24 protein-coding genes and 1 tRNA gene are annotated in these 22,276 nt (G+C 63.9%); 15 read left to right on the forward strand and 10 right to left on the reverse strand.

Features of this window, described 5'->3' with window-relative positions; all coding sequences use genetic code 11:
- Nucleotides 1-8 precede the first annotated feature (8 nt).
- Nucleotides 9-923: a tRNA glutamyl-Q(34) synthetase GluQRS gene (gene gluQRS, locus FE851_RS02545; protein ID WP_145199580.1), complete on the reverse strand. Its 915-nt coding sequence runs from the start codon at nt 921-923 to the stop codon at nt 9-11.
- A gap of 94 nt (nt 924-1,017) precedes the next feature.
- Between gluQRS and FE851_RS02550 the strand changes: the two genes are divergently transcribed.
- Entirely contained in the window at nt 1,018-1,584 is a 567-nt protein-coding gene (locus tag FE851_RS02550) for an HNH endonuclease (RefSeq protein ID WP_017181432.1), read from the forward strand.
- A 29-nt stretch (nt 1,585-1,613) separates the two neighbouring features.
- On the opposite strand, the gene FE851_RS02555 is transcribed toward FE851_RS02550, so the two are convergent.
- Nucleotides 1,614-2,348, reverse strand: coding sequence for a Crp/Fnr family transcriptional regulator (locus FE851_RS02555; protein ID WP_019053509.1), 735 nt, complete (start codon nt 2,346-2,348; stop codon nt 1,614-1,616).
- A 184-nt stretch (nt 2,349-2,532) separates the two neighbouring features.
- Here FE851_RS02555 and murA point away from each other — a divergent pair, with 184 nt between their 5' ends.
- Together murA and FE851_RS02565 are read left to right on the forward strand one after the other, a co-directional pair.
- Nucleotides 2,533-3,816 (forward strand): UDP-N-acetylglucosamine 1-carboxyvinyltransferase, encoded by a 1,284-nt coding sequence (gene murA / locus FE851_RS02560; RefSeq protein WP_017181430.1) that lies wholly within the window; start codon nt 2,533-2,535, stop codon nt 3,814-3,816.
- A complete protein-coding gene (locus FE851_RS02565; protein ID WP_145199582.1) occupies nt 3,809-5,335 on the forward strand; it encodes a PAS domain-containing protein in 1,527 nt (508 codons plus the stop codon). The genes murA and FE851_RS02565 overlap by 8 nt, the downstream gene beginning before the upstream one ends.
- On the opposite strand, the gene FE851_RS02570 is transcribed toward FE851_RS02565, so the two are convergent.
- The 3 genes from FE851_RS02570 to FE851_RS02580 form a co-directional block, all read right to left on the reverse strand.
- Nucleotides 5,283-5,717, reverse strand: coding sequence for a response regulator (locus FE851_RS02570; RefSeq protein ID WP_145199585.1), 435 nt, complete (start codon nt 5,715-5,717; stop codon nt 5,283-5,285). The genes FE851_RS02565 and FE851_RS02570 overlap by 53 nt on opposite strands.
- 98 nt (nt 5,718-5,815) lie before the next feature.
- Complete coding sequence (locus FE851_RS02575) at nt 5,816-6,043, reverse strand: DUF2188 domain-containing protein (protein WP_017181427.1); 228 nt, start codon at nt 6,041-6,043, stop codon at nt 5,816-5,818.
- Between the two features lie 3 nt (nt 6,044-6,046).
- Entirely contained in the window at nt 6,047-6,664 is a 618-nt protein-coding gene (locus tag FE851_RS02580) for a DNA-3-methyladenine glycosylase family protein (protein WP_145199590.1), read from the reverse strand.
- 77 nt (nt 6,665-6,741) lie between these two features.
- Between FE851_RS02580 and FE851_RS02585 the strand changes: the two genes are divergently transcribed.
- Nucleotides 6,742-7,059, forward strand: coding sequence for a 2Fe-2S iron-sulfur cluster-binding protein (locus FE851_RS02585; protein WP_017181425.1), 318 nt, complete (start codon nt 6,742-6,744; stop codon nt 7,057-7,059).
- 103 nt (nt 7,060-7,162) lie between these two features.
- Here FE851_RS02585 and FE851_RS02590 read toward each other — a convergent pair whose 3' ends face one another.
- Entirely contained in the window at nt 7,163-7,840 is a 678-nt protein-coding gene (locus FE851_RS02590) for a hypothetical protein (protein ID WP_145199593.1), read from the reverse strand.
- An 81-nt stretch (nt 7,841-7,921) separates the two neighbouring features.
- Entirely contained in the window at nt 7,922-8,662 is a 741-nt protein-coding gene (locus FE851_RS02595; protein WP_017181423.1) for a TrmH family RNA methyltransferase, read from the reverse strand.
- A gap of 103 nt (nt 8,663-8,765) precedes the next feature.
- Here FE851_RS02595 and FE851_RS02600 point away from each other — a divergent pair.
- A tRNA-Tyr gene (locus tag FE851_RS02600) sits at nt 8,766-8,852 on the forward strand.
- Nucleotides 8,853-8,898: 46 nt separating this feature from the next.
- On the opposite strand, the gene ubiG is transcribed toward FE851_RS02600, so the two are convergent.
- Nucleotides 8,899-9,633 carry a bifunctional 2-polyprenyl-6-hydroxyphenol methylase/3-demethylubiquinol 3-O-methyltransferase UbiG gene (ubiG, locus tag FE851_RS02605; protein WP_145199596.1) on the reverse strand — a complete coding sequence of 245 codons (735 nt, stop codon included), beginning with the start codon at nt 9,631-9,633 and terminating at the stop codon, nt 8,899-8,901.
- A gap of 94 nt (nt 9,634-9,727) precedes the next feature.
- Here ubiG and FE851_RS02610 point away from each other — a divergent pair, with 94 nt between their 5' ends.
- From FE851_RS02610 to FE851_RS02645, 8 genes are all read left to right on the forward strand, one after another.
- Nucleotides 9,728-10,993, forward strand: a complete 1,266-nt coding sequence (locus tag FE851_RS02610; protein ID WP_019053502.1) for an aspartate kinase — start codon at nt 9,728-9,730, stop codon at nt 10,991-10,993.
- 101 nt (nt 10,994-11,094) lie between these two features.
- On the forward strand, nt 11,095-12,108 hold the full coding sequence (locus FE851_RS02615) for an NAD(P)H-dependent flavin oxidoreductase (protein ID WP_145199598.1): 1,014 nt from the start codon (nt 11,095-11,097) through the stop codon (nt 12,106-12,108).
- A gap of 45 nt (nt 12,109-12,153) precedes the next feature.
- Nucleotides 12,154-13,068: a hypothetical protein gene (locus FE851_RS02620; RefSeq protein ID WP_145199601.1), complete on the forward strand. Its 915-nt coding sequence runs from the start codon at nt 12,154-12,156 to the stop codon at nt 13,066-13,068.
- 109 nt (nt 13,069-13,177) lie between these two features.
- Nucleotides 13,178-13,540, forward strand: coding sequence for a DUF1428 domain-containing protein (locus tag FE851_RS02625; RefSeq protein ID WP_019053500.1), 363 nt, complete (start codon nt 13,178-13,180; stop codon nt 13,538-13,540).
- A gap of 22 nt (nt 13,541-13,562) precedes the next feature.
- On the forward strand, nt 13,563-14,360 hold the full coding sequence (locus FE851_RS02630) for a VOC family protein (RefSeq protein WP_145199604.1): 798 nt from the start codon (nt 13,563-13,565) through the stop codon (nt 14,358-14,360).
- Nucleotides 14,357-14,818, forward strand: coding sequence for an SRPBCC domain-containing protein (locus FE851_RS02635; RefSeq protein ID WP_145199607.1), 462 nt, complete (start codon nt 14,357-14,359; stop codon nt 14,816-14,818). The genes FE851_RS02630 and FE851_RS02635 overlap by 4 nt, the downstream gene beginning before the upstream one ends.
- A 136-nt stretch (nt 14,819-14,954) precedes the next feature.
- Nucleotides 14,955-15,893, forward strand: coding sequence for a right-handed parallel beta-helix repeat-containing protein (locus FE851_RS02640; protein WP_145199609.1), 939 nt, complete (start codon nt 14,955-14,957; stop codon nt 15,891-15,893).
- Nucleotides 15,894-16,030: 137 nt separating this feature from the next.
- Nucleotides 16,031-16,225 (forward strand): hypothetical protein, encoded by a 195-nt coding sequence (locus tag FE851_RS02645; RefSeq protein ID WP_107124289.1) that lies wholly within the window; start codon nt 16,031-16,033, stop codon nt 16,223-16,225.
- On the opposite strand, the gene FE851_RS02650 is transcribed toward FE851_RS02645, so the two are convergent.
- Entirely contained in the window at nt 16,222-17,619 is a 1,398-nt protein-coding gene (locus FE851_RS02650; protein ID WP_145199612.1) for a short-chain fatty acyl-CoA regulator family protein, read from the reverse strand. The genes FE851_RS02645 and FE851_RS02650 overlap by 4 nt on opposite strands.
- A 142-nt stretch (nt 17,620-17,761) precedes the next feature.
- Between FE851_RS02650 and FE851_RS02655 the strand changes: the two genes are divergently transcribed.
- Nucleotides 17,762-19,357, forward strand: a complete 1,596-nt coding sequence (locus FE851_RS02655) for an isocitrate lyase (protein ID WP_145199615.1) — start codon at nt 17,762-17,764, stop codon at nt 19,355-19,357.
- Between the two features lie 207 nt (nt 19,358-19,564).
- On the opposite strand, the gene FE851_RS02660 is transcribed toward FE851_RS02655, so the two are convergent.
- Entirely contained in the window at nt 19,565-21,373 is a 1,809-nt protein-coding gene (locus FE851_RS02660) for a DUF885 domain-containing protein (RefSeq protein ID WP_145199618.1), read from the reverse strand.
- A 197-nt stretch (nt 21,374-21,570) separates the two neighbouring features.
- On the opposite strand from FE851_RS02660, the gene FE851_RS02665 reads away from it, so the two are divergent.
- A complete protein-coding gene (locus tag FE851_RS02665; RefSeq protein ID WP_145199620.1) occupies nt 21,571-22,257 on the forward strand; it encodes a glutathione S-transferase family protein in 687 nt (228 codons plus the stop codon).
- Nucleotides 22,258-22,276 lie beyond the last annotated feature (19 nt).

The following is a 22,276-nucleotide window of genomic DNA, read 5'->3' on the forward strand; positions in this document are numbered from 1 at the left end:
CCTGTAACCTAGGCGCTTGCAGGCCCGATGCCAACCGGAAAGCGTCCACCCCTAAGGTCAGCGACCAGTGCCGCCGCGCCCATGCCCTGAGCGCGCAGGTCCGCCAGCGCAATCGACCCGCTTCGCTTGGCCAGACGCCTGCCATCGGCATCCACGAGCAAAGGATGATGGATATAGGCTGGAGAGGGCAGGTCGAGCAGCGCCTGCAACAGGCGATGCACGTCCGTCGCCCCCAGCAGGTCGTCGCCGCGCAGCACATGGCTGATCCCCATCGCGGCATCGTCCAGCGTGCAGGACAGATGATAGCTTGCCGGAGCGTCCTTGCGCGCCAGCACCACGTCGCCATGGGTGAGGGGCTCGGCCTGGTGCAACGCCTGTGCCTCCATCTGCGGGCATGACAGCGGAGAAAAGGACATCGCCTGCCATGTCACTGTGCCTGCCCGCGCCACGGCTTCCTGCATATCGATCCGCCACGCATGCGCCTCCCCCGCGCCAATCCGCCGCGTCCGCTCCTCCTCGCTCAATCCCCGGCACGTCCCCGGATAAACCGGCCCTTCCGGCCCATGCGGCGCGCTCGTGCTGGCGGCAATGTCCGCCCGCGTACAGAAACAGGGATAGAGCAGCCCCATGTCGCGCAGCCGTTCCAGCGCCGCGTCATAACTTGGCAGCCGCCGCGACTGGAAAACCACCTCGCCATCCCAGCCTATTCCCAGCCAGGTCAGATCCTCGATGATCCCCGCGACATGCTCCGCCCGGCTGCGCGTGCCGTCAATATCCTCGATCCGCAGGCGGAACGTGCCGCCCGCCGCTCGTGCCATGTCATGCGCCAGCAGCGCCGACCAGGCATGGCCGACATGCAGCCGCCCGGTGGGGCTTGGCGCGAAGCGGGTAACAACATGCTGTGGTGCGACGGATGATGTCATACAGGCTCTTGACGGGCGATATTGGTTAATGCTGTCATGCGGGCGTCATGTTGCTGGTTGATCAGCGACGTCGGCAAGGGGGTAGAGGCTTTCTATGTACCATCCCGACCTTATACGGCATCCGGAAAACTGTCCGGCATTGGTTTTGAACGCAGATTACACGCCGCTCAGCTATTATCCGCTGAGCCTGTGGCCGTGGCAGACCGCGATCAAGGCGGTTTTTCTCGACCGGGTCGACATCATCGCCTCCTACGCGCGGCAGGTGCACAGCCCCAGTCTGGACATGAAAATCCCGTCGGTCATCGCGCTCAAACATTATGTGAAGCCGTCCGAACATCCCGCCTTCACCCGCTTCAACCTGTTCCTGCGCGACAAGTTCGCCTGCCAATATTGCGGCAGCACCAGCGATCTGACCTTCGATCATGTCGTGCCGCGCCGCGCCGGTGGACGCACCACATGGGAAAATGTCGCGACCGCCTGTTCCCCCTGCAACCTCAAAAAGGGCGGGCGCACACCCAAAGAGGCGGGGATGCAACTCCACGTCCAGCCGATCCGCCCGACCAGCTGGCATTTGCAGGAGCATGGCCGAGCCTTCCCGCCCGGCTATCTGCACGAAAGCTGGCACGACTGGCTCTATTGGGATGTCGAACTGCTGGCGTAACGGCACGGCATTTGCCGCGCTGCCTGTTTTTACCCGACCGGCAACCAGTCCAGGTCCATATCCTTGTGCCGGTTGGTATAATGGCCGATTTCCTCCAGCCGCCCCATCTGGTGCAGCGTGATGCGACCGTTGGAGCGGCTGATCAGCCCTTCCTGTTCCATCTGGCGGATCATGCGGTTCACATGCACCGATGTCAGGCCGATCGAATCGCCAATCTCCTCCTGCGTCAGCTTCAGGTCGAAACTGTCGCTGACGCTGTCGTCGGTCACCCGCAGCCGGTCGAACATGTCGAGCAGGAAGGAAGCGACCCGCGCCTTGGCCGATGTGCGGCCCAGCGACGCCAGCCGATCGGTCATCGCCACCCGCTCCGCATTGGACAGCAGGAACAACAGCGCGGCAACCCGCGGATATTCCTCCAGCAACCGGCGCAGCGCATGCTTGTCGAACGGGCACACCACCACGTCGGTCAGCGCGACCAGCGATTCGGGGGCCTTGCTGTAAATGGTGCTGGCCGACCCGATGAAATCGCCGGGGAAATAGACGCGCAATATCTGGCGGCTGCCGTCGGGCAGGATAACAAAACTCATCACCCGTCCTTCGCGCAGCACGAACAATTCGGTAACCGTATCATTGACACGCTGGATCATCCCGCCTCGCTTCATTTTGCGAGGATTTTCCTCCAGCCGGGCCAGGGCCGCCTTTTCCGCGTCGGACAGCGGCACATGCTTGGCCAGCCTTTCTGCGAAACAACTCGTTACCACCAATAAACCTCTTAAAAATTCTCGTTACGATGGCAAAACGCCCGAAGCGCCTTTTGGCTGCATTTTGGTTAACCGCACTAAACTCGATCAAGGTCTGATTAATTGTTTCCGGTTTACGGCAGGGCCCCATAATTCGGCGCCGGGTTACCTTGCACGGCGCGCGTTTGCCGCTATTAACCCTGACCTAATGGACCGCATCATCATCCGCGGCGGCAAAGTGCTCAACGGCCGCCTTCCCATCTCCGGCGCGAAAAACGCAGCGTTGACATTGCTGCCTTGCGCCTTGCTGACTGACGAGCCGGTGACGCTGCGCAACCTGCCGCGCCTCGCCGACGTCGACAGCTTTGGTCATCTGCTCAACCAGTTGGGCGTTTCGACCATGATCGAAGGGGCAAGGCCGGAAGATTTCGGCCGGGTCATGACCATGCGGGCCGGGCGCGTTACATCGACCGAAGCGCCCTATGACATTGTGCGCAAGATGCGCGCCTCGATCCTGGTGCTTGGCCCATTGCTGGCGCGCGCGGGCGAGGCGCGGGTATCGCTGCCCGGCGGCTGCGCGATCGGCAACCGGCCGATCGACCTGCATCTCAAGGCTTTGGAAGCCTTTGGCGCGATTATCGAGATTGCGGCGGGCTATGTCCGCGCCAGCCTGCCCGACGGCGGCCTGCCCGGCGGCATCTACACCTTCCCGGTGGTCTCGGTCGGTGCGACCGAAAACGCTTTGATGGCCGCAGTTTTGGCCAAGGGCACCTGCATTCTGGAAAATGCGGCGCGAGAGCCTGAAATCGTCGATCTGTGCCGCCTGTTACTGGCCATGGGCGCGGATATAGAAGGCGTCGGCACCGACAAGCTCGTCATCCATGGTCGTGAGCGGCTCCATGGCGCGACCTACCGCGTCATGCCCGACCGGATCGAGGCGGGCAGCTATGCCTGCGCCGCAGCGATCACCGGCGGGTCGCTCGACCTGATCGGCGCCAATGGCGAGGACATGCACGCGATCATCGCCGCGCTGCGCGACGCAGGCGTGCAGGTGGACGTTCACAAGGATGGCATTCGCGTCTCTTCCGACGGCAAGCTCAAGCCGCTGACCCTGTCGACCGCGCCGTTCCCGGCCTTCCCCACGGATATGCAGGCGCAGTTCATGGCGATGCTGACCATGGCGGACGGCGCATCGGTGCTAACCGAAACCATCTTTGAAAATCGCTACATGCATGTGCCTGAACTGGCGCGCATGGGCGCGGACATCGCGGTTAACGGGCGCACGGCGGTCGTGCGTGGTGTCGACAGGCTGGTCGGCGCGCCGGTGATGGCGACCGATCTGCGCGCGTCGATGAGCCTCATCCTGGCGGGTCTTGCGGCGGAAGGCGAAACCCAGGTCAATCGCGTCTATCATCTCGATCGCGGTTATGAGCGGCTGGAGGAAAAGCTCTCCGCCGTCGGCGCCGATATCGAACGCGCCAGCGATGGCTGACCATAGCGGTCTGGGCACCGATCGCGGGGCGCTCCTGGCGCTCTATGATCTGGATGCCGGCGGGTTTCGTCATCTGGACGAGATTACCGCCTTCGCCTCCACGCTTTGCGATGCGCCCATCGCTCTGGTCAGCATCGTGGAGGAAGCGCGCCAGCGCTTTCTGGCGCGCACCGGCCTCGACGCGGAAGAAACCCCGCGCGACGTGTCCTTCTGCGCACTGGCCATGCTCGGCGACGATATTTTCGTCGTGCCCGATGCCTGCGGGGATCCGCGTTTTGCGGACAATGCCCTGGTTACCGGCCCCCCGCATATCCGCTTTTACGCTGGTGCGCCGCTGATCGACAGCGCAGGCGTGCCGCTGGGCGCTCTGTGCGTCATCGATACGCAGCCCCGCGCTGATCTGACCCCGATCCAGCGGCAGGGGCTGACCCTGCTGGCGCGGCAGGTGATGGTCGAACTGGAGGGGCGTCGTCGCGACCGCGATGTCATAGCCCGCCAACGCCAGGACGCAGCAGCCATTGCCGACAGCGATCGCATGTTCCGTACCTTGGCGGACACCATGCCGCAGATGGTCTGGTCGACCCTGCCCGATGGCTATCACGATTATTATAATGCCCGCTGGTATGAATATACCGGCGTCTTGGCCGGATCGACCGATGGCGAAGGGTGGAATGACATGTTCCATCCAGACGATCAGGAACGCGCCTGGGGCCGCTGGCGCAAATCGCTGGAAACCGGCGAGCCTTACGAAATCGAATATCGGCTGCGCCATCATAGCGGCGACTATCGCTGGACGCTGGGCCGCGCCCTGCCGATCCGCGACGGGGCCGGCACCATATTGCGCTGGATCGGCACCTGCACCGACATCCACGAACAGAAATTGATGATGGAAGAGCGCGAGATGATCGCGCATGAACTATCCCATCGGATCAAGAATATCTTTTCGGTGATCGCCGGGCTGATTGGCCTGTCGGCGCGCCAGCACCCGGAAATCGGCGCTGTCGCCGAAGATTTGCGCGATCGCATTCTCGCGCTTGGCCGCGCCCATGATTTCGTCCGCCCGCACAGCGCCGAATCCGCGCCGCAGGTCGGGCAGGGGCAAGGGCTGCTCTGGGGCATATTGGACCAGATTTTCGCGCCCTATAATTCGCGGGAACGCTCGCGCATCGCGCTGTCGGGCGACAATGTGCCGATTGATGATCGCTCGGCAACGCCTCTGGCGCTGCTATTCCATGAACTGGCGACCAACGCCGCCAAATATGGCGCGCTTTCGGTGCCGGATGGCCGGATAGCCCTGCATATCGCGCGTGAAGGGACGGATGTGCGTATCGACTGGCAGGAATTGGGCGGGCCAGCGGTTCAGTCGATGCAGCCGGACGGTTTTGGCAGCCGTCTCATCACCTTGAGCGTGGAGCGGCAGCTGGGCGGGCGGATCGCGCGGGACTGGTCTGCTGACGGTCTGAAACTCAGCCTCTGGATACCAGCCCGTTCGATGAGCCGCTCTGTAGGAACGGAATAAAGCCTGCAATCTCTGCGGCGTGCAATTCGGGCTCTTCCGCCGCGGCCAGTTGCAGCGCGGCGGAAATGCTTTGCGAACGAAACGGCTTCGTGATCACGCCGAGCGCCGCGACCGATGCCTCGCCGATTTGCGACGGATTGGCGGTCACATAGATAACGCGAATGCCATAGCGGCTCGCCAGCTCCATGCCGATGATCGGCCCGGTCGGCCCATCGCGCAGGTTCAGGTCGACCAAAGCTATGTCGCAGGATTCCGCGCAGGCCAGCGCAGCCGGACGATCGGCAGCAATCGCGCTGACATCGAATCCCGTCTCCTCGACAATCTGTTCAATCTCTAAAGCGACGAAAATCTCGTCCTCAACTATCAAAACTCTCTTGCTCATTCCTGGGGCCTGTATGATTTAGGACAAGAAATGCTCCGCTGCCCGCGCGGTTCCCCCCAGGCGACAAGAATCCCTTGGCGATGGGCCGACAGGCGGCATCACCCCTGCACACTGCTCCAGATGGTCTCGAAGTTGGTGGCGTCCTTCATCAGCAGGACAGAGGCTGGATAGCCGCCCTCGCTGGCCTTGCGCGCGGTATCCGTCGCACTCTCCACCGCCGCTGCCTGCGTGTCGAACGGGCCATAATAGGTGTTGTTCAGGTTGATTTTCCACACGCCCTCATGGGTCAGGACGATGTAGCGGGCATGGGGCAGGGTGGGGGACATGGATTACAAAACCTCTGTATTATAATGATGCCACGCCATGATGGCGGCGGCGCCGCGATGCGGACGCCAGGCTTCGGCAAGCTGGCGGGTCGCCTTTTCGCTTGGTCGTTCGGGCAGGCCCAATATCCGGCCCACCTCTATCTGCACCGCCAGATCACCCGCAGGCCAGATGTCGGGCCGTCCTTCGGCAAAGAGCAGATAGATTTCCGCCGACCAGCGGCCAATCCCCTTGATCTGGATAAGCTGCGCAATCGCTTCCTCATCGTCGGCGGGCAGGGCGTTCAGGTCCAGCGCTCCGCTCAGCACCATTTCCGCCAGGCTGCGGGCATAGCCCTGCTTCTGCCGCGACAGGCCGCAGGCGCGCAGCGCGTCATGATCGCGCGCCAGCAGCGCATCGGGCGCGCAGCCTGCGCCAAGGTCCGCCTCCAGCTTGCGCCACACCGCCGCTGCCGCCGCCACGCTGACCTGCTGGCCAACGATCGTGCGCAGCAGCGTCTCATAGCCCGGCTCCCGCAGGCGCGGCTCAGGATAGCCAACCCGCGCCAGCGCCGCGACAAATCCCGGCTCGATCGCGGCGATGGCGTCCAGACTGTCGCGCAACGTCTCTGCTGTCGTCACCATCTGTTGTTTCCTTCCACCCTTGATTTCCCGACGTCTGTCCGTCAGAGCGGCGAAGAAAATTCTTGGGGACTGGATAGATGCCGAAACTGATTGTGGTCAACCGTGCGGGCGAAGAACAGGCTGTCGATGGCGACAATGGCCTGTCGGTGATGGAAGTCATCCGCGACAACGGCTTTGATGAACTGCTGGCCCTGTGCGGTGGCTGCTGCTCCTGCGCGACCTGCCATGTCTATGTCGACCCCGCTTTTGCCGATTCGCTTCCCGCGATGAGCGAGGATGAAAATGACCTGCTCGACAGTTCGGACCATCGCAACGACACCAGCCGTCTGTCCTGCCAGGTCGTTCTGACCGACGCACTGGACGGCCTGCGCGTCACCATCGCGCCGGAAGATTGATTTTAGACCGCACCGGCTGACGCCTCCACCCGGCCTCCCGCTCAGTATATATTGCGGTAGGTCGGGCAGACGTGCGGGCCGGTGCGGCTCCGTTCCGTAAAATTTACCGTTGCAGCCGCAGCGTGGCGGCGGGCGCCTCGCTGGTCAGCGGGGTAACCCGCCAGACGATACGCTTGCCGTTGGCCACCGTCTGCGCGCCATCCTCCTGATTCTGGCTGATAATCTCCGCATCGCTCGTCAGCGTGAAGCTGCCGTTCAGCGCCTTGGCCGCCGCTTCGCCCGGCCCGCCAGCGCCCAGCGATGGACCCTGGCTCTTGTCGAACCCGTTGGCAAAGCCCGGCGCCTTCACCCGCACCCGATCATCCCCGCGCAATTCCACCGCGACGAAGGGCAGCACGATCTGCGCGTCGATGTTGAAGGGAAACAGGAAGGCATGGGTCAGCCGACCGCTGATCGCATAATCGATGTCGAATATGCGATTCCCCATATAACGTACTGATTTAAAACCTTTTTCTTTCGTCAGCGCCTCGGCGATCGCGCGCATTTGCGCATCGTCACCATTGTCGGCTTCACTGTCGAACTTCTCCGCCGCAATTTGCAACAGCTGCGCTGGCGCGGTCTCATCATCCTCGCTCGCCGGTTCAGGGATGCCCATCGCCCCCTTGCCACTGTCAGACGCGATGATCTCGCCCTTATAGGCAAAGCTGAAACTGCGGTCGGCCCGAATATCGAGCGAGGAATCGAACTTGCCCGGCGTCACCAGGCACGCCGACAGCGCCATCACCCCCCGGCAATGCCAGCATCCAACGCAACAGACGATTCATGGCGACGTCCCCCCAGACTTGGCCGCCCGGTCGGCTGCCTACCGGCTGGCGGCGGCGTACAGGGCGATGGCCGCGGCGTTGGATACGTTCAGGCTCTCCATCCGCGGACTGATCGGCAGTTTAGCCAAAATGTCGCAATGCGCCATGCTGTTGTGGCGCAGCCCTTCGCCTTCGGCGCCCAGCACCAGCGCCACCCGCGATTCGCCGATCGCGTCGCCCAGATTGGTATCGGCCTCGCCATCCAGCCCGATCCGCCAATAGCCCGCCTCGGCAATTTCGTCCAAAGCGCGCGCCAGGTTGACCACCCGCACCCATGGCATGATTTCCAGCGCGCCGGACGCCGCTCGCGCCAGCACACCCGATTCGGGCGGCGCGTGCCGGTCCTGCGTGACGATGCACAGCGCATCGAACGCAGCGGCGGAGCGCAGGATGGCGCCGACATTATGCGGGTCGGTCACCTGATCCAGCACCAATATGGGCCGCGTGTCGTCACGCCCTTCGTCCAGCACGTCGCCCAGCCAGACATCGTCCAGCGGCTCGACTTCCGCGACGATGCCCTGATGGGGCGCGTCGGACGGGACCATGCGGCCCATATCGGCCACATCGGCATAGACGATCGGCAGCACCGGGGGCAGATCCAGCGCGCTCAGCGCTTCGCGGGTGCCCCATATCTTGCGCACGACGCGGTTGGGATTGGCCAGCGCCGCGGTGACGGCGTGACGACCATAGAAGCGCGGGAACGCGCCCTTGGGCTTGGCGGAACGATGACCTCTTTTCATGGAAGCGCTCTTTTCACATCCGACCATTGACAGGCAAGCCTCCTTTCGCCATTGAGCCGCCTCCAGCGCGGGAAAGAAGCTTTTTCCTGACCGCGACGGGTATGGACAGGTGGCCGAGTGGTTAAAGGCAGCAGACTGTAAATCTGCCGGGCTACGCCCTACGTTGGTTCGAACCCAACCCTGTCCACCACCCTTTTCATCGGGTGGCGCGGATCAAGCCTCTCCCTGCAACAGCATTATCTTTGGTGCCGTACGGTCAGCAGATAGTTGATCGCCTTGTTCTCTGACAAAGTGAAGCCGCGCCCCGGATCGAAGCTCAGGCCGCTACTGTCGATCACCTCCAGCCCCGCCTGCTCCAGCAACGCGGTCAGTTCGTCCGGCGTGATGAACTTGCCCCAGTCATGCGTTCCCTTGGGAATGCCGCCGATGCTCTCGCCGATCGTGATCATGGCCAGGCGGGACAGGGGGGTACGGTTGGGCGTGGACAGGATCATGAGGCCATCGGGCGCCAGCTTGTCCGCCAGTGCGCGAACGAACGCCGCGGGATCGGCGACATGCTCGATCACCTCCATCGACGTCACCAGATCAAATCCCCCGTCCGTCACCGCTTCCACCGGCGTCGCACGATAGTCGATAGCCAGGCCCTGTGGCGCGGCATGGGCGCGCGCTGCCGCGATATTCTCCGGCGCGGCGTCCAGCCCTGTCACGCTTGCCCCCAGCCGTGCCAGCGGTTCGGCCAGCAGCCCCGCACCGCACCCCACATCCAGCGCGCGCTTGCCCGCAAGCGGCTCGAAATCATGCGTTTTGCCGGGCCAATGCGCATCGATCGCGGCGCGAATATAGGCCAGCCGCACCGGGTTCAGCTTGTGCAGCATCGCGCTGCTACCCTGCGGGTCCCACCACTCGGCCGCCATCGTGCCGAAATGGGCGGCCTCTTTGGGGTCGATGGTCGATGTCGCGTTGCTTGCCATATCCGTATCCGCTGCTAAAGAAGCGCCGTTTCGCCCTTCTGGGACATTTTCTGTCTCACTCCTATTCCTTTTGACAGGCAGGTTCGACAAGCAAATGGCGCGCATCGTGATGAAATTCGGCGGCACCTCCATGGCGGGGATGGAACGAATTCGCAACGTGGCCGCGCGGGTCAAACATGTCGTGGCCCAGGGCCATGAAGTCGCCGTCGTCGTGTCGGCCATGGCGGGCGAGACGGACCGCCTCGTCGGCTTCTGCAAGGAAGCGTCCGCCCTTTATGACCCGGCCGAATATGATGTCGTGGTCGCTGCCGGTGAACAGATCACCAGCGGCCTGCTGGCGATGACATTGAAAGCCATGGATGTCGACGCGCGCAGCTGGCTTGGCTGGCAGCTGCCGATCAAGACGATCGAGGCCCATGCCAAGGCGCGGGTCAGCAGCATCGATACCGACGCGCTGCTCGCCGCGATGGGCGCGGGCCAGGTGGCTGTGATCCCCGGCTTTCAGGGCATGATGGCCGATGGCCGCGTCTCGACGCTGGGCCGGGGCGGCTCGGATACCTCTGCCGTCGCGGTCGCCGCCGCGATCAAGGCGGATCGCTGCGACATCTATACCGATGTCGATGGCGTCTACACCACCGACCCGCGCATCGTGTCGCGCGCGCGCAAGCTTGACCTCGTCACCTATGAGGAGATGCTGGAACTGGCCTCGGTCGGCGCGAAGGTGCTGCAAACCCGGTCGGTCGGCCTCGCCATGAAGGAAGGCGTGGTCGTGCAGGTCTTGTCCTCCTTCGATGATCCCACCCAGACCGACCTGCCCGGCACGCTGATCGTCAGCGACGAGGAACTGGAAGCCAAGCGCAAGGAAAACAAGATGGAACGTCAGCTCATCACCGGCATCGCCCATGACAAGAATGAGGCGAAGATCATCGTGACCCGCGTGCCTGACAAGCCGGGTGCGGTCGCCAGCATCTTCACGCCGCTGGCGGACGCGGCGATCAACGTCGACATGATCATCCAGAATGACTCCAAGGATAATGAAGAGACGGACGTCACCTTCACCGTCCCGCGCGCTGACCTGGCGCGCAGCGTCGACATCCTTGAAGCCAACAAGGACGCGATCGGCTTCCGCCGCATCATCACCGACACCGAAGTCGCCAAGATCAGCGTCGTGGGTGTGGGTATGCGCAGCCATGCCGGTGTCGCCGCGACCATGTTCAAGACGCTGGCCGATCGCGGCATCAATATCGAAGCCATCTCCACCAGCGAGATCAAGGTCAGCGTGCTGATCGACGAGGATGAAACCGAACTCGCTGTCCGCGTGCTGCACACCGCTTATGGTCTCGACGCGCCGGCAGCCTAGTCGCTTCGCTCTTTACTTCCATCGTCATCCCCGCGAAGGCGGGGATCCATCTCCCGGCCTCACGACTGGCGGTGGCTTTTGCGCTTCTTTAGGTTCGACACATGACCAACGCCAAACTCACTGCCCTCATGGCCCGCGGCACGCAGTTTCTGGGCTGCGATACCGCCATTTTGTGCGGGGCGATGAGCTGGGTGTCGGAACGGCATCTGGTGGCGGCCATATCCAATGCCGGGGGGTTTGGCGTGATTGCCTGCGGCGCGATGACGCCCGCCCTGCTGGATGCGGAAATCGCCGCGACCAAGGCGCTGACCGCCAAGCCTTTCGGCGTCAACCTCATCACCATGCACCCGCAACTGTTCGATCTGATCGACGTCTGTGCCCGGCATGACGTTACCCATGTCGTGCTGGCGGGCGGCTTGCCGCCCAAGGGCAGTATCGAGGCGATCAAGGCCAAGGGCGCGAAGCTGATCTGCTTCGCCCCCGCTCTGGCGCTGGCCAAGAAACTGGCCCGGTCCGGCGTCGATGCGCTGGTGGTGGAGGGCAATGAGGCGGGCGGCCATATCGGCCCGGTTGCGACCAGCGTGCTGGCGCAGGAAATCCTGCCCGAAATGAGCGGTCAGTTGCCGGTGTTCGTCGCGGGCGGCATTGGCCGGGGCGAAGCGATCGCCGCCTATCTGGAAATGGGGGCAGCGGGCGTGCAATTGGGCACCCGCTTTGCCTGCGCCACCGAAAGCATCGCCCATCCCGCCTTCAAAAAAGCCTTCTTCCGCGCGTCGGCCCGCGATGCTGTCGCCAGCGTCCAGATCGACCCGCGCCTGCCGGTCATCCCCGTGCGCGCGCCCAAAAATGCAGGCATGGACACTTTCACCGCCAAGCAACGCGAAGTCGCCAACCTGCTCGATGCCGGTGCGGTCGACATGGGCGAAGCACAGTTGCAGATCGAACATTTCTGGGCTGGCGCACTGCGCCGGGCGGTGATCGACGGCGATGTCGATGGCGGGTCGCTGATGGCGGGCCAGTCGGTCGGGATGGTGACCAAGGAAGAACCCGTAGCCGACATCATCGCGCAACTGATGGCGGAGGCGGCAGTGGCGCTGGAGCGACGGGCTGCCTGAATTCGCGCGATGAACGGTTAATCCAGCATATTTCCTCCGGCCGGAATGCCCGGCATGACGGTGCGCAGCCCATCGGAGAAATTGATGATCGTCCTGCGCCGTTTTTATGGCCGTCTTTCGCTTGTGTCGCTGGCCGTGCTGGCGGCCTGTTCGACCCCTGTCGCGCCGCCCCCGCCACCCACGCCGCCGCCGCCGCTGGTCGAAACGGTCAGGCCGCGTCCGCCCATGGGCGCGGTGGAAAATATGAGCATCCCGGAAATTCAGGATGGCAAATATCTGACCCCCAATCGCAAGGTCACGTCGAACACGGCGCTATGGCATGTCCGCATGGCGCTCAACGTCGCGGCGCTGTCCTGCCGCAGCCCTGGCGATCTTGCGCGGCTGCAATATAATCGCCTGCTGCATGTTCACGGCCCCATATTGACGCAGGCCAACGAAGCGGTCGATCGCAATTACAAGGTCGCCTATGGCGCCGCCGGGTTCGGCGCGCGCGAACGGCTCAACACCACCGTCTATAATTTCTTCTCGCTGCCGCCCGTCATGAAAAGCTTTTGCCCGGTGGCCGAAGCGGTGGGGGCCAAGCTGTTGGCGATGCCATCCAGCGCCCTGCTGGACTATGCCCCGACCGCGCTGGCCGAACTCGAAAAACCGTTTCAGGATTTCTACGCGGCCTATGCGGATTATCTGCGGCGGCTGGCCGAATGGCAATCGCGCTTTGGCGGAACGGTGACCGTATGGGCGGTGCCCAGCCCGCTGCCGCCACCACCCGTGCCGCCGGGCGAGGCGCCCCGCCAGGGCTTTGCGCCCAGCGTGACGAGCGCGATCCAGCAAAACCTGCCGCCACCGCCCGATGCGGCACCTGCGGCACAGCCGGCCCGTCCGCCTGCCGCAGCGCCAACCCAGCCCGCCACGCCGGGGCCAAAGCTGATGGTTCAGCCGCTGCCGACCAATACCGAATGAGCGTCCCCGCCGTTGCGCATGAGCAGTGGCGGGCGCATCATGACCGGCGAGTCGTTTGACGGTTAGCCCGCCATGCCGGCGCATCGCGGGGCCAAGGAGGAGAGAGACGATGGCCTATATGGACGGTTTCGTGATCCCGGTGCCCAAGGGCAACAGGCAAGCCTATCGCGATCTGGCCGCCATGGCCGCGCCGATCTTCATCGAACATGGCGCGATCCGCGTGGTCGAATGCTGGGGTGACGATATAAAGCCGGGCAAGGTCAACGACTTCCGCACAGCCGTAATGGCCGAGGAAGGGGAAGATGTCGTGTTCTCCTGGATCGAATGGCCCGACAAGGAAACCCGCGACGCCGGATCGGCCAAGGTCATGGCCGACGAGCGGATGAAGCCGGAGGATGGGCAGGACATGCCGTTCAGCGGCGCACGCCTCATCTATGGCGGCTTTTCGGTACTGGTCGACGAGAAAGCCTGAGTCGCCGGGCGGGAGAGGGACAATGACTGATCGCAACGGACAGTTTTTCTGGGTCGAGCTGATGACCAGCGACCCGCAGGCGGCGCTCGCCTTCTACAGCGATGTCATAGGCTGGACCACCATGCCGTTCGGCGAGGATGGCGGCTATACGCTGGTCGTCGGCAGCGCCGGGGCGTTGGGCGGGGTGATGGCCATCCCGGATGAGGCCAGGGATCGCGGCATGACCCCCTGGTGGGGTGGTTATATCGCCTCGGCCGATGTCGATGCGGATGCCGCGCGGCTGGTCGCAGCCGGGGGCAGGATCAAGCGCCCGGCGGAAGATATTGCGGGCGTTGGTCGTTTCGCGGTGGTGGGCGATCCGGGCGGCGCGACCTTCATGCTGCTCAAAGGCTCCAGTCCCGACGGGGTGGATGCGCCGTCGCCCATGGCGCTGGGCCATGTCGGCTGGCACGAACTTTACAGCGGCAATTTTGACGCCGACATGGCCTTCTACACCGGCCAGTTCGGCTGGGCCAAAGGCGACGCCATGGATATGGGCGACATGGGCGTCTATCAACTCATCTCCCAGACGGGCGGCGGCGATTTTACGAGCATGACGGGCGGCATCATGCCTCTCCCCAAGGAAATGCCCGTGCCGCTCTGGCTCTTCTACTATGTCGTGGCCGACATTGACGCCGCGGCGCAGCGCGTCACCGCAGGCGGCGGCACCATTCTCAATGGCCCGTCCGAAGTGCCCGGCGGCAGCTGGATCATCCAGGCGCGCGACCCGCAGGGCGCGATGTTCGCGCTGGTGGGCGCGCGCGGGGCGGACGCGGCATGAGCGAGGGCGCGCATGAGCTGTCGGTCAGTTGCACCATCGCAGCCCCGCGCGCGACATGCTGGGCGGTGTGGACCGACCGCAAGGCGGAATGGTTCTGTCCCAAACCCTGGCGGGCCGAAGTCATCGAGGAAGATTTGCGCCCCGGCGGCCGCAGCGCGGTCCAGATGTTCGGACCCGATGGAGAGGAAACCGGCCCGATGGAGGGCGTCGTTCTGGAGGTGGTGCCGGGCGAGCGGATTGTCACCACTGACGCCTATGCCGCAGGCTGGGTTCCGCAAATCCCCTTCATGACCGCCATCTGGACCTTCGCCGACGAGGGCGAAGCCACCCGCTTCACTGCCATCGCCCGTCATTGGGACGCAGAAGCCAAGGCCCGCCATGAGGCAATGGGCTTCCATCCCGGCTGGGATCAGATGATGGCGCAGTTCAAGGCCTTGTGCGAGGGCGCGGCGGGATAACGCCCTTCGCCATCGTCGCTACGGCCTCACCGCAGATCGCAACCTTTATCCGCTACTCTGTCCCATAGCGGGGCAGGGCGGCGTTAACCCCGTTCCTGCCTTGGTCGCTGCGTCGCGCGCGCCTATCCTTGCCGCCATGCGCATCCTGTCCACCAGCCTCCTCGTCTCCGCCGCCATCGCCTCGACCGCGCTGGCGCAGGGCAATCCCGCCCCGTTCACGCTTGCCGAATCGGGCCGCGCCTTTGGCTCGCTGGCCGATGCGCTGGGCGCGATCGGCGATGGGCGCGGGACGGTGGTCGTTGCACCGGGCACCTATCACCAATGTGGCGTCCAGCAGGGCGGCGATGTCACCATCCGCGCCGCGACGCCCGGCACGGTGATTTTCGACGGCGTCCCGTGCGAGGGCAAGGCGGCCCTGGTGCTGCGCGGGCGGGCGAGCACGGTCGACGGCATCATCTTTCAGAATATCCGCGTCCCCGACGGCAATGGCGCAGGCATTCGCCTGGAAAGCGGCAACCTGACCGTCCGCAACAGCCTGTTCCGCAATAGCGAGGAAGGCATATTGACCGGCGATTATGATGGCGGGCAGGTCAGTATCGACAAATCGACCTTCCGTCATCTGGGCCGTTGCGACCGCGATCTGGATTGCGCCCATGGCGTCTATATCGGGCGTCTGGCGGCACTGACCGTCACCAACAGCCGGTTCGACCTTGGCGATGGCGGCCATTATCTCAAGACCCGTACCGCCCGCGTCACCATCACCGGCAACAGCTTCGACGATAGCGGCGGCAAGCTCACCAATTACATGATCGACCTGTCCAACGGCGCGAGCGGCATCATCAGCGGCAATGAGATGGTGCAGGGCAAGGACAAGGATAATTGGTCCGCCTTCATTACCGTCGCCCCCGAAGGCCGCGAACATGGAAGCGCGGGGCTGGTGATCGAAGGTAACAAGGCAGGCTTCGTGCCTGGCCTGGAGCGCAACAGCACCTTCGTCGCCAACTTCACCGACGACGCGGTGCGGATCGGCGCGAATGACCTTGCCTCCTCGATGAAGGTCAAGGACCGGCGATAGAGGATTGTCCCAGCCCTCGTCCGGGCTGAGCCTGCCGAAGCCATGTCCTTCTCGTGCCGGAGGACGACTATTCGACAGGCTCAGGATTGGCGGGATATGGGGTTGTGTCGAGCAATGGGCCGTCGGATACTGCGATCATGCGAACCACCTACGACAGCGCCACCGTCCGGCTTTACCATCTGGGTGACGATGGCGGCGCGACGACATTGATGTACGGCCCTTTGAGCGAAGCGCTGCGCGTGGCCGAACAGCAGACGCAGGAAACGCAGGACGGCCTGTATCTGGCGACCGACAATGACGTGGTCGCCTATCTCGACCTGATCGAATCCTAGCCGTCGGCAAAGCCGAAGGGCGCGCGCGTCCGGCGATAATCGTCGGGCAGCATGTCCCGCCCGATCGGCGGGGCGGAGCGCGCCAGGCACTGGGGGCGATGGCACAGGCGGCAGGTGACGCCGATCGGGGTCGGGTCCGGCGTCGGCTGGTCCTGCGTATAGACCAGCCGATGGGCGTGCTCGGCCGCGCAGCAGAGCGCAATCGCCCGCTCCACCCTTGGCGCCCCCCAGCCGCCGCCGCCCGCCGTGACGGTCCGGGCGATCGAGAAGAAGCGCTGCCCGTCCGGCAGTTCGAGCCATTGGGTGACGACTTCCCGCGGCGTCTCGAACACCCGATGCACCGACCAGAGCGGGCAGGAGCCACCATGGCGGGCAAAGGGAAATCCTGCCCCGTCTAGCCGCTTGGATGCATTGCCCGCCGGATCGACGCGCAGGAAGAAGAAGGGCACCCGCTCCTGTCCCGGCTTCTTCAAGGTGGTCAGCCGATGCGCGGTCTGCTCGAAACTGGTGCCGAACTGCCGCGCCAGCGCCTCGACATCGTAGCGCCGCGTTTCGACCGCCTTGGCGAAGGCGGAATAGGGCATCAGGATCGCCGCTGCCCCATAGCTGGCCAGCGCTCGCCGGGCGAGCCTGCGGCCGCTTTCCCCGGCAAACTGGCCGTCCTTCAGGATCGCGTCGAAACTTTTGCGCATCTCCAGATAGGCGATCTGGAGCGCCAGCTGAAACTGCGAACTGGCGGTGTCGAGCGTATCGTCCAGCAGCACCGCATCGCGATGCCGGTCATAGCGGCGCAATGATCCGGCCATGACGTCCGACGGCAGGCGGCGGACGCGCAGATTATGTCTGACGCGCAACCATGCCGTCAGCCCGCCCTCGGCCTCCGCTTCCGCCGCCAGCTTTTCCGCCGCATCGTCGAGCAGCGGAAAACTGTTGCGGCGGGCGGCCAGGAAGCGGCGCGATTCGGCCACCGGATCGGGGACTTCCTCCGGCGCATCCTGCCCAACAGCGCGGTCGGCGAGCGCCAGATGCTCCTCCCTGTAGCTGGTGTAGAGCCGCAGCAGTGCTTCGGTAAAGCCGGGATAATTGACCGCGACATCCCCGGTGGCGAGGGTTGGCAGGTCCAGATCGGCGAACATCGGGTCTTTGAGCACCGCATGCAGCCGCGCGGTCTGCTCCGCGCCGCCATCGCCCGCCACCTCCGCCATATCCAGCTTGTAGGTCCGCGCGAGTCGCAGCAGCATATCGGCCGTCAGCGGTCGCTGGTTGCGCTCCAGCAGCGCGACATAAGAGGCGGAAATGTCCAGATCAGCGGCCATATCCGCCTGGGTCAGGCCAAGGTCGCGGCGCAACCGCCGCAATCGCGGCCCCATATAAACCGGGCTATCCTTGCGCATTGCAGCGACTCCTGTGCAGACTTTACAACTTTACAGCATAAATTTGTAAAGATCGACAACTGAACTTCAGCAGGACTGCCGCACTGCAACAGAGGGGATTAGGGCATGCCGCAACAGCTCACTTCCCACGCAAGGACGGCTCATGACCTATCAGGACAATATCGCAAAGGCGCAGCAGCTCATCGGCAGCCATCCCGGCACCTGGGACGGCATCAATGCCGAATCCGTCGCGCGCATGAAGCTGCAAAACCGATTCAACACCGGCCTCGACATTGCGAAATACACCGCTGGCGTCATGCGCCGCGACATGGCCGCCTATGATCTGGACCCTGCCAACTACACCCAGTCGCTGGGCTGCTGGCATGGCTTCATCGGTCAGCAGAAGATGATCGCGATCAAGAAGCATTTCGGCACGACCAAGCAGAAATATCTGTACCTGTCCGGCTGGATGGTTGCGGCGCTGCGCAGCGACTTTGGTCCGCTGCCTGACCAGTCGATGCATGAAAAGACCAGCGTTCCCGCGCTGATCGAGGAACTATACACGTTCCTCAAGCAGGCCGACGCCCGCGAACTGGGCCTGATGTTCCGCGATCTCGACAAGGCGCGCGAAAGCGGCAACGCGGTCGAGGCGCAGCGCCTGACCCACGCGATCGACAATTATGAAACCCATGTCGTTCCGATCATTGCGGATATCGACGCGGGCTTCGGCAATGCGGAGGCGACCTACCTGCTCGCCAAGAAGATGATCGAGGCGGGCGCCTGCGCGCTCCAGATCGAAAATCAGGTCAGCGACGAAAAGCAGTGCGGCCATCAGGACGGCAAGGTCACGGTGCCGCATGAGGACTTCCTCGCCAAGGTTCGCGCCTGCCGCTACGCCTTTCTGGAACTGGGCGTCGACGATGGCATCATCGTCACCCGCACCGACTCGCTGGGCGCCGGCCTCACCAAGCAGATCGCGGTCAGCAAGGAACCGGGCGACATTGGCGACCAGTATAACAGCTTCCTGGATTGCGAGGAAATCGACCCCGCGACGGCGAAGAATGGCGACGTCATCCTGAACCGTGATGGCAAGCTGCTGCGGCCCAAGCGCCTGCCCAGCAACCTGTTCCAGTTCCGCGAAGGCACTGGCGCAGACCGCTGCGTCCTCGACTGCATCACCTCGCTCCAGAATGGCGCGGACCTGCTGTGGATCGAAACGGAAAAGCCGCATATCGAGCAGATCGCCTCGATGGTCGACCGCATCCGCGAAGTCATCCCCAATGCCAAGCTGGTCTATAACAATTCGCCCAGTTTCAACTGGACGCTGAACTTCCGCCAGCAGGTCTATGATGCATGGGTCGAGGCGGGCAAGGATGTCAGCGCCTATGACCGGGCGCGCCTGATGAGTGTCGATTATGACGACACGGATCTGGGCCGGGAAGCGGATGACAAGATCCGCACCTTCCAGAAGGATGCAGCGGCGCGGGCGGGGATTTTCCACCACCTGATCACCCTGCCGACCTATCACACTGCGGCGCTTAGCACCGACAATCTGGCCAAGACCTATTTCGGCGAAGAAGGGATGCTCGGCTATGTCGAGGGCGTCCAGCGCAAGGAAATCCGTCAGGGCATCGCCTGCGTGAAGCACCAGAATATGAGCGGCAGCGACATTGGCGACGATCACAAGGATTATTTCGCCGGTGAAGCGGCGCTCAAGGCGGGCGGCGTCCACAACACGATGAACCAGTTTGCGGCCTGACGGCTGCTGAACTAGCCAGTTCGCGGGGTACTCGACACTCCTCCGCGATTTGGGTGGAAGGACTTGACGACCCGGCGGCGCACCGTCGGGTCGTTCTTTTCGTTTTAGTGGGTGTTGGTATTCCCGCGCAGGCAGGAACCCAGTCCCGCCGTCTGAACTGGATTCCCGCCTGCGCGGGAACACGCTGCATTCAATCGCTTCTTGGCGTCAAACAATGCCTGCCCGCTGCCGCACCGTCTGCTTCAATATGTCGAGCGGCATCGCGCCCAGCGTCAGCACGTCATGAAACGCCTTGATGTCGAACGCCGCGCCCTGCTTCTTCTTCACCTCGGCGCGCAAATCGTTCCAGACCGTGTGGCCGATCTTGTAGCTGCACGCCTGTCCCGGCCAGACGGTGTAGCGGTCGATCTCGCCCTGACTACGACCCCTGGTGATGCCGGTGGTGGCGATCAGATAGTCGGTCGCCTTTTCCCGGCTCCACCGTTTGACGTGCATCCCTGAGTCCACGACCAGCCGTGTCGCGCGGAACAGCAGCGACTGGAGATAGCCGACCTGCCCCAGCGGATCGCCGTCGAACATCCCCATTTCGTCCGCCAACTGCTCGGAATAGAGCGCCCAGCCTTCCGAATAGCCGCTATAGCCGCCGCGTCGCCGGATCATCGGAATAGCGTCCGATTCCAGCGCGACCGACACTTGCAGATGATGACCCGGCACTGCCTCATGATGGGTCAGCGTCGCCAGCCCGAATTTGGGCCGGTCGAACGTGTCGCGCAGGTTGATATAATAGATGGCGGGGCGCGACCCATCGAGCGAGGCGTTCTGATAATAGCCGCCCGGTGCCCCGGCCTGGATCGTCACGGGAACGCGGCGGACCTCAACCGGCGCCTTGGGCACGGTGTTGAAGGCTTCGCCCAGCCGCTTTTGCATGGCGATGATCTGAAGGTTCAGTTGCGCCAGCAGCGCCTCTCGGCCCGCATCGGTGTTGGGAAACAACTGGTCGGGACGCTGGTTCAGCGCGACCAGACGCTCGCCGACGCTCCCCTGGCTCATCCCCTCGCCCTTCAGGATCGTGTCGATGCGTGCGCTGATCTGCGCCACCTGATCCAGGCCGATCTGATGGATTTCATCGCCGGTCAGCGCGGTGGTGGTCGCCGCTTCGGCAGCGGCGGCGTAAAAGGCTTCGCCGTCGGGCAGGCGCCATACGCCCGCGTCATGGCTGGCCTTGGCCCGCAATGCCTGCACCAGCGCGCGCTGCCGGTCGAGCGCGGGGAAAATCTTTTCCGCCACGATCTTTTCAGCCTGTGCCGCACGTCCGGGCGGCAGGCCAGCGGCAGCAAGCTTTTTGGCAAAGGAAGCGACGAGAACGGTCTGCGCGGCCGGCTGATCGCGCAGCGCAGCCTGCATCTTGAGCGTCGTGTCGAGAATATAGTCGGGCGCGAACACGCCCTTGGCGGCATCCGCCTTCTGCCGCGCAAGCTCCCCGTCCATGGACGTTGGGAAGGCTTCCAGCCGGGCCAGATAGGCATCGGCATCCGCCGCATCCCTGACCCGATGTTGCGAATCAAGAAAGTCGGGTGTCTCGCGATAGCTGCCGGTCAGCTGGCTCAGCACATAGGGCGCATAGCGGCCCGCCGTCTCGCCATAGCCGAAGCGTTCGCCGCCAATGGAGCGCGCAAGCTGGTAAGTGACGACGTCATAGTCCAGCTTCGACGCATCGCTCAAGGCCGCGCGGTCGATGCTGGCGAGTTGCCGCGCCTGCGTCTTGCTGCGCGCCAGATCGCGCGCGACCCCGGCGGCGGACGTGTCGCTCAGCTTGCCCCGCAGCCCCGCGCGTTCCCCGGTGTCGAGGCCAAGCCGGGTGGCCTGTTCGGGCGAATCCGCCAGCCGTTCGTAAAAGAAACCATCGAGCATGGCGCGTAGCCGGGCATCGGCCGTAGCGGGCTGGGCAAAGGCGGGGGTGGCGGCGGCCGTCAGCGCGGTCGCGCCGCTGGTGGCAAGGAATTGGCGTCGGTTCACGACAGGAAACTCCGTCTGTCTGGGGAAGGGCGATAATGTTGTAACGCCCGTGATGCCCCCTTGTGCCGCCCTTCCAAGGACTTGGCTAGGTCTTGCACCAGATAAGCCAGCCTTATGCTTTGCGTCGCTGGTTGCGGCTATACGGCCCCATGCCCATGCGATACGGCTGGACCTGCCTGTATCAGCGGAGCCATGCCATGCCCTACACACTCATCACCGCCAACCGCAATTACAGCAGCTGGTCGCTGCGCCCCTGGTTGTTGATGACCGCGCTGGACATCCCCTTTATCGACCGGATCGAGCCCTTTGCGCAGGCCAGCAACTATGCCGCTTTCCGTAGTTTTTCGCCGACGGGACAGGTGCCTGCGCTGATCGATGGCGACCGCACGGTCTGGGATTCGCTGGGCATCACCCTCTATCTGGCCGATCGTCATCCGGCCGTCTGGCCTGCGGACGAAGCCGCGCGCGCCTGGGCGCAATGCGCGACGGCGGAAATGCACAGCGGCTTTGCGACCCTGCGCAATGATTGCACGATGAATGTCGGGGTACGGGTCGAACCGCATATGCATTCGCCCGCGCTCAACCGGGACATTGCGCGTCTGGCGGAGCTTTGGTCCGAAGGTCTGGCGCGCTTCGGCGGGCCGTTCCTGGCCGGTTCGGCCTTTACCGCCGTCGATGCCTTCTACGCCCCGGTCGCATTCCGCGTACGCACCTATGGTCTGGATGTCGGCCCTGTTGGGCAGGCCTGGGTCGATCATATGCTCGCATTGCCCGCCATGCAGGCATGGGAAAAGGCCGCATTGGCCGAGACATGGCGTGAAGATGGCCATGAGGCCGAGATCGGCGCCGCCGGACGGATCGTCGCGGATTATCGCGCTGTGTAACATTGTTGCCGACCAGATG

It is taken from the genome of Sphingobium sp. B2, from assembly GCF_007693735.1.
Classification (GTDB): Bacteria; Pseudomonadota; Alphaproteobacteria; order Sphingomonadales; family Sphingomonadaceae; genus Sphingobium; species Sphingobium xenophagum.

Bases quoted from the DNA above. Each gene is read 5' to 3' on its own strand.
- murA (WP_017181430.1), top strand. From the start codon at position 2,533: ATGGACCGCATCATCATCCGCGGCGGCAAAGTGCTCAACGGCCGCCTT.
- FE851_RS02610 (WP_019053502.1), top strand. From the start codon at position 9,728: ATGGCGCGCATCGTGATGAAATTCGGCGGCACCTCCATGGCGGGGATG.
- gluQRS (WP_145199580.1), bottom strand. From the start codon at position 923: ATGACATCATCCGTCGCACCACAGCATGTTGTTACCCGCTTCGCGCCA.
- FE851_RS02640 (WP_145199609.1), top strand. From the start codon at position 14,955: ATGCGCATCCTGTCCACCAGCCTCCTCGTCTCCGCCGCCATCGCCTCG.
- FE851_RS02550 (WP_017181432.1), top strand. From the start codon at position 1,018: ATGTACCATCCCGACCTTATACGGCATCCGGAAAACTGTCCGGCATTG.
- FE851_RS02635 (WP_145199607.1), top strand. From the start codon at position 14,357: ATGAGCGAGGGCGCGCATGAGCTGTCGGTCAGTTGCACCATCGCAGCC.
- FE851_RS02575 (WP_017181427.1), bottom strand. From the start codon at position 6,043: ATGTCCCCCACCCTGCCCCATGCCCGCTACATCGTCCTGACCCATGAG.
- FE851_RS02595 (WP_017181423.1), bottom strand. From the start codon at position 8,662: ATGAAAAGAGGTCATCGTTCCGCCAAGCCCAAGGGCGCGTTCCCGCGC.
- FE851_RS02630 (WP_145199604.1), top strand. From the start codon at position 13,563: ATGACTGATCGCAACGGACAGTTTTTCTGGGTCGAGCTGATGACCAGC.
- FE851_RS02585 (WP_017181425.1), top strand. From the start codon at position 6,742: ATGCCGAAACTGATTGTGGTCAACCGTGCGGGCGAAGAACAGGCTGTC.
- FE851_RS02615 (WP_145199598.1), top strand. From the start codon at position 11,095: ATGACCAACGCCAAACTCACTGCCCTCATGGCCCGCGGCACGCAGTTT.
- FE851_RS02625 (WP_019053500.1), top strand. From the start codon at position 13,178: ATGGCCTATATGGACGGTTTCGTGATCCCGGTGCCCAAGGGCAACAGG.
- FE851_RS02565 (WP_145199582.1), top strand. From the start codon at position 3,809: ATGGCTGACCATAGCGGTCTGGGCACCGATCGCGGGGCGCTCCTGGCG.
- FE851_RS02580 (WP_145199590.1), bottom strand. From the start codon at position 6,664: ATGGTGACGACAGCAGAGACGTTGCGCGACAGTCTGGACGCCATCGCC.
- FE851_RS02655 (WP_145199615.1), top strand. From the start codon at position 17,762: ATGACCTATCAGGACAATATCGCAAAGGCGCAGCAGCTCATCGGCAGC.
- FE851_RS02590 (WP_145199593.1), bottom strand. From the start codon at position 7,840: ATGGCGCTGTCGGCGTGCCTGGTGACGCCGGGCAAGTTCGATTCCTCG.
- FE851_RS02650 (WP_145199612.1), bottom strand. From the start codon at position 17,619: ATGCGCAAGGATAGCCCGGTTTATATGGGGCCGCGATTGCGGCGGTTG.
- ubiG (WP_145199596.1), bottom strand. From the start codon at position 9,633: ATGGCAAGCAACGCGACATCGACCATCGACCCCAAAGAGGCCGCCCAT.
- FE851_RS02620 (WP_145199601.1), top strand. From the start codon at position 12,154: ATGCCCGGCATGACGGTGCGCAGCCCATCGGAGAAATTGATGATCGTC.
- FE851_RS02665 (WP_145199620.1), top strand. From the start codon at position 21,571: ATGCCCTACACACTCATCACCGCCAACCGCAATTACAGCAGCTGGTCG.
- FE851_RS02645 (WP_107124289.1), top strand. From the start codon at position 16,031: ATGCGAACCACCTACGACAGCGCCACCGTCCGGCTTTACCATCTGGGT.
- FE851_RS02570 (WP_145199585.1), bottom strand. From the start codon at position 5,717: ATGAGCAAGAGAGTTTTGATAGTTGAGGACGAGATTTTCGTCGCTTTA.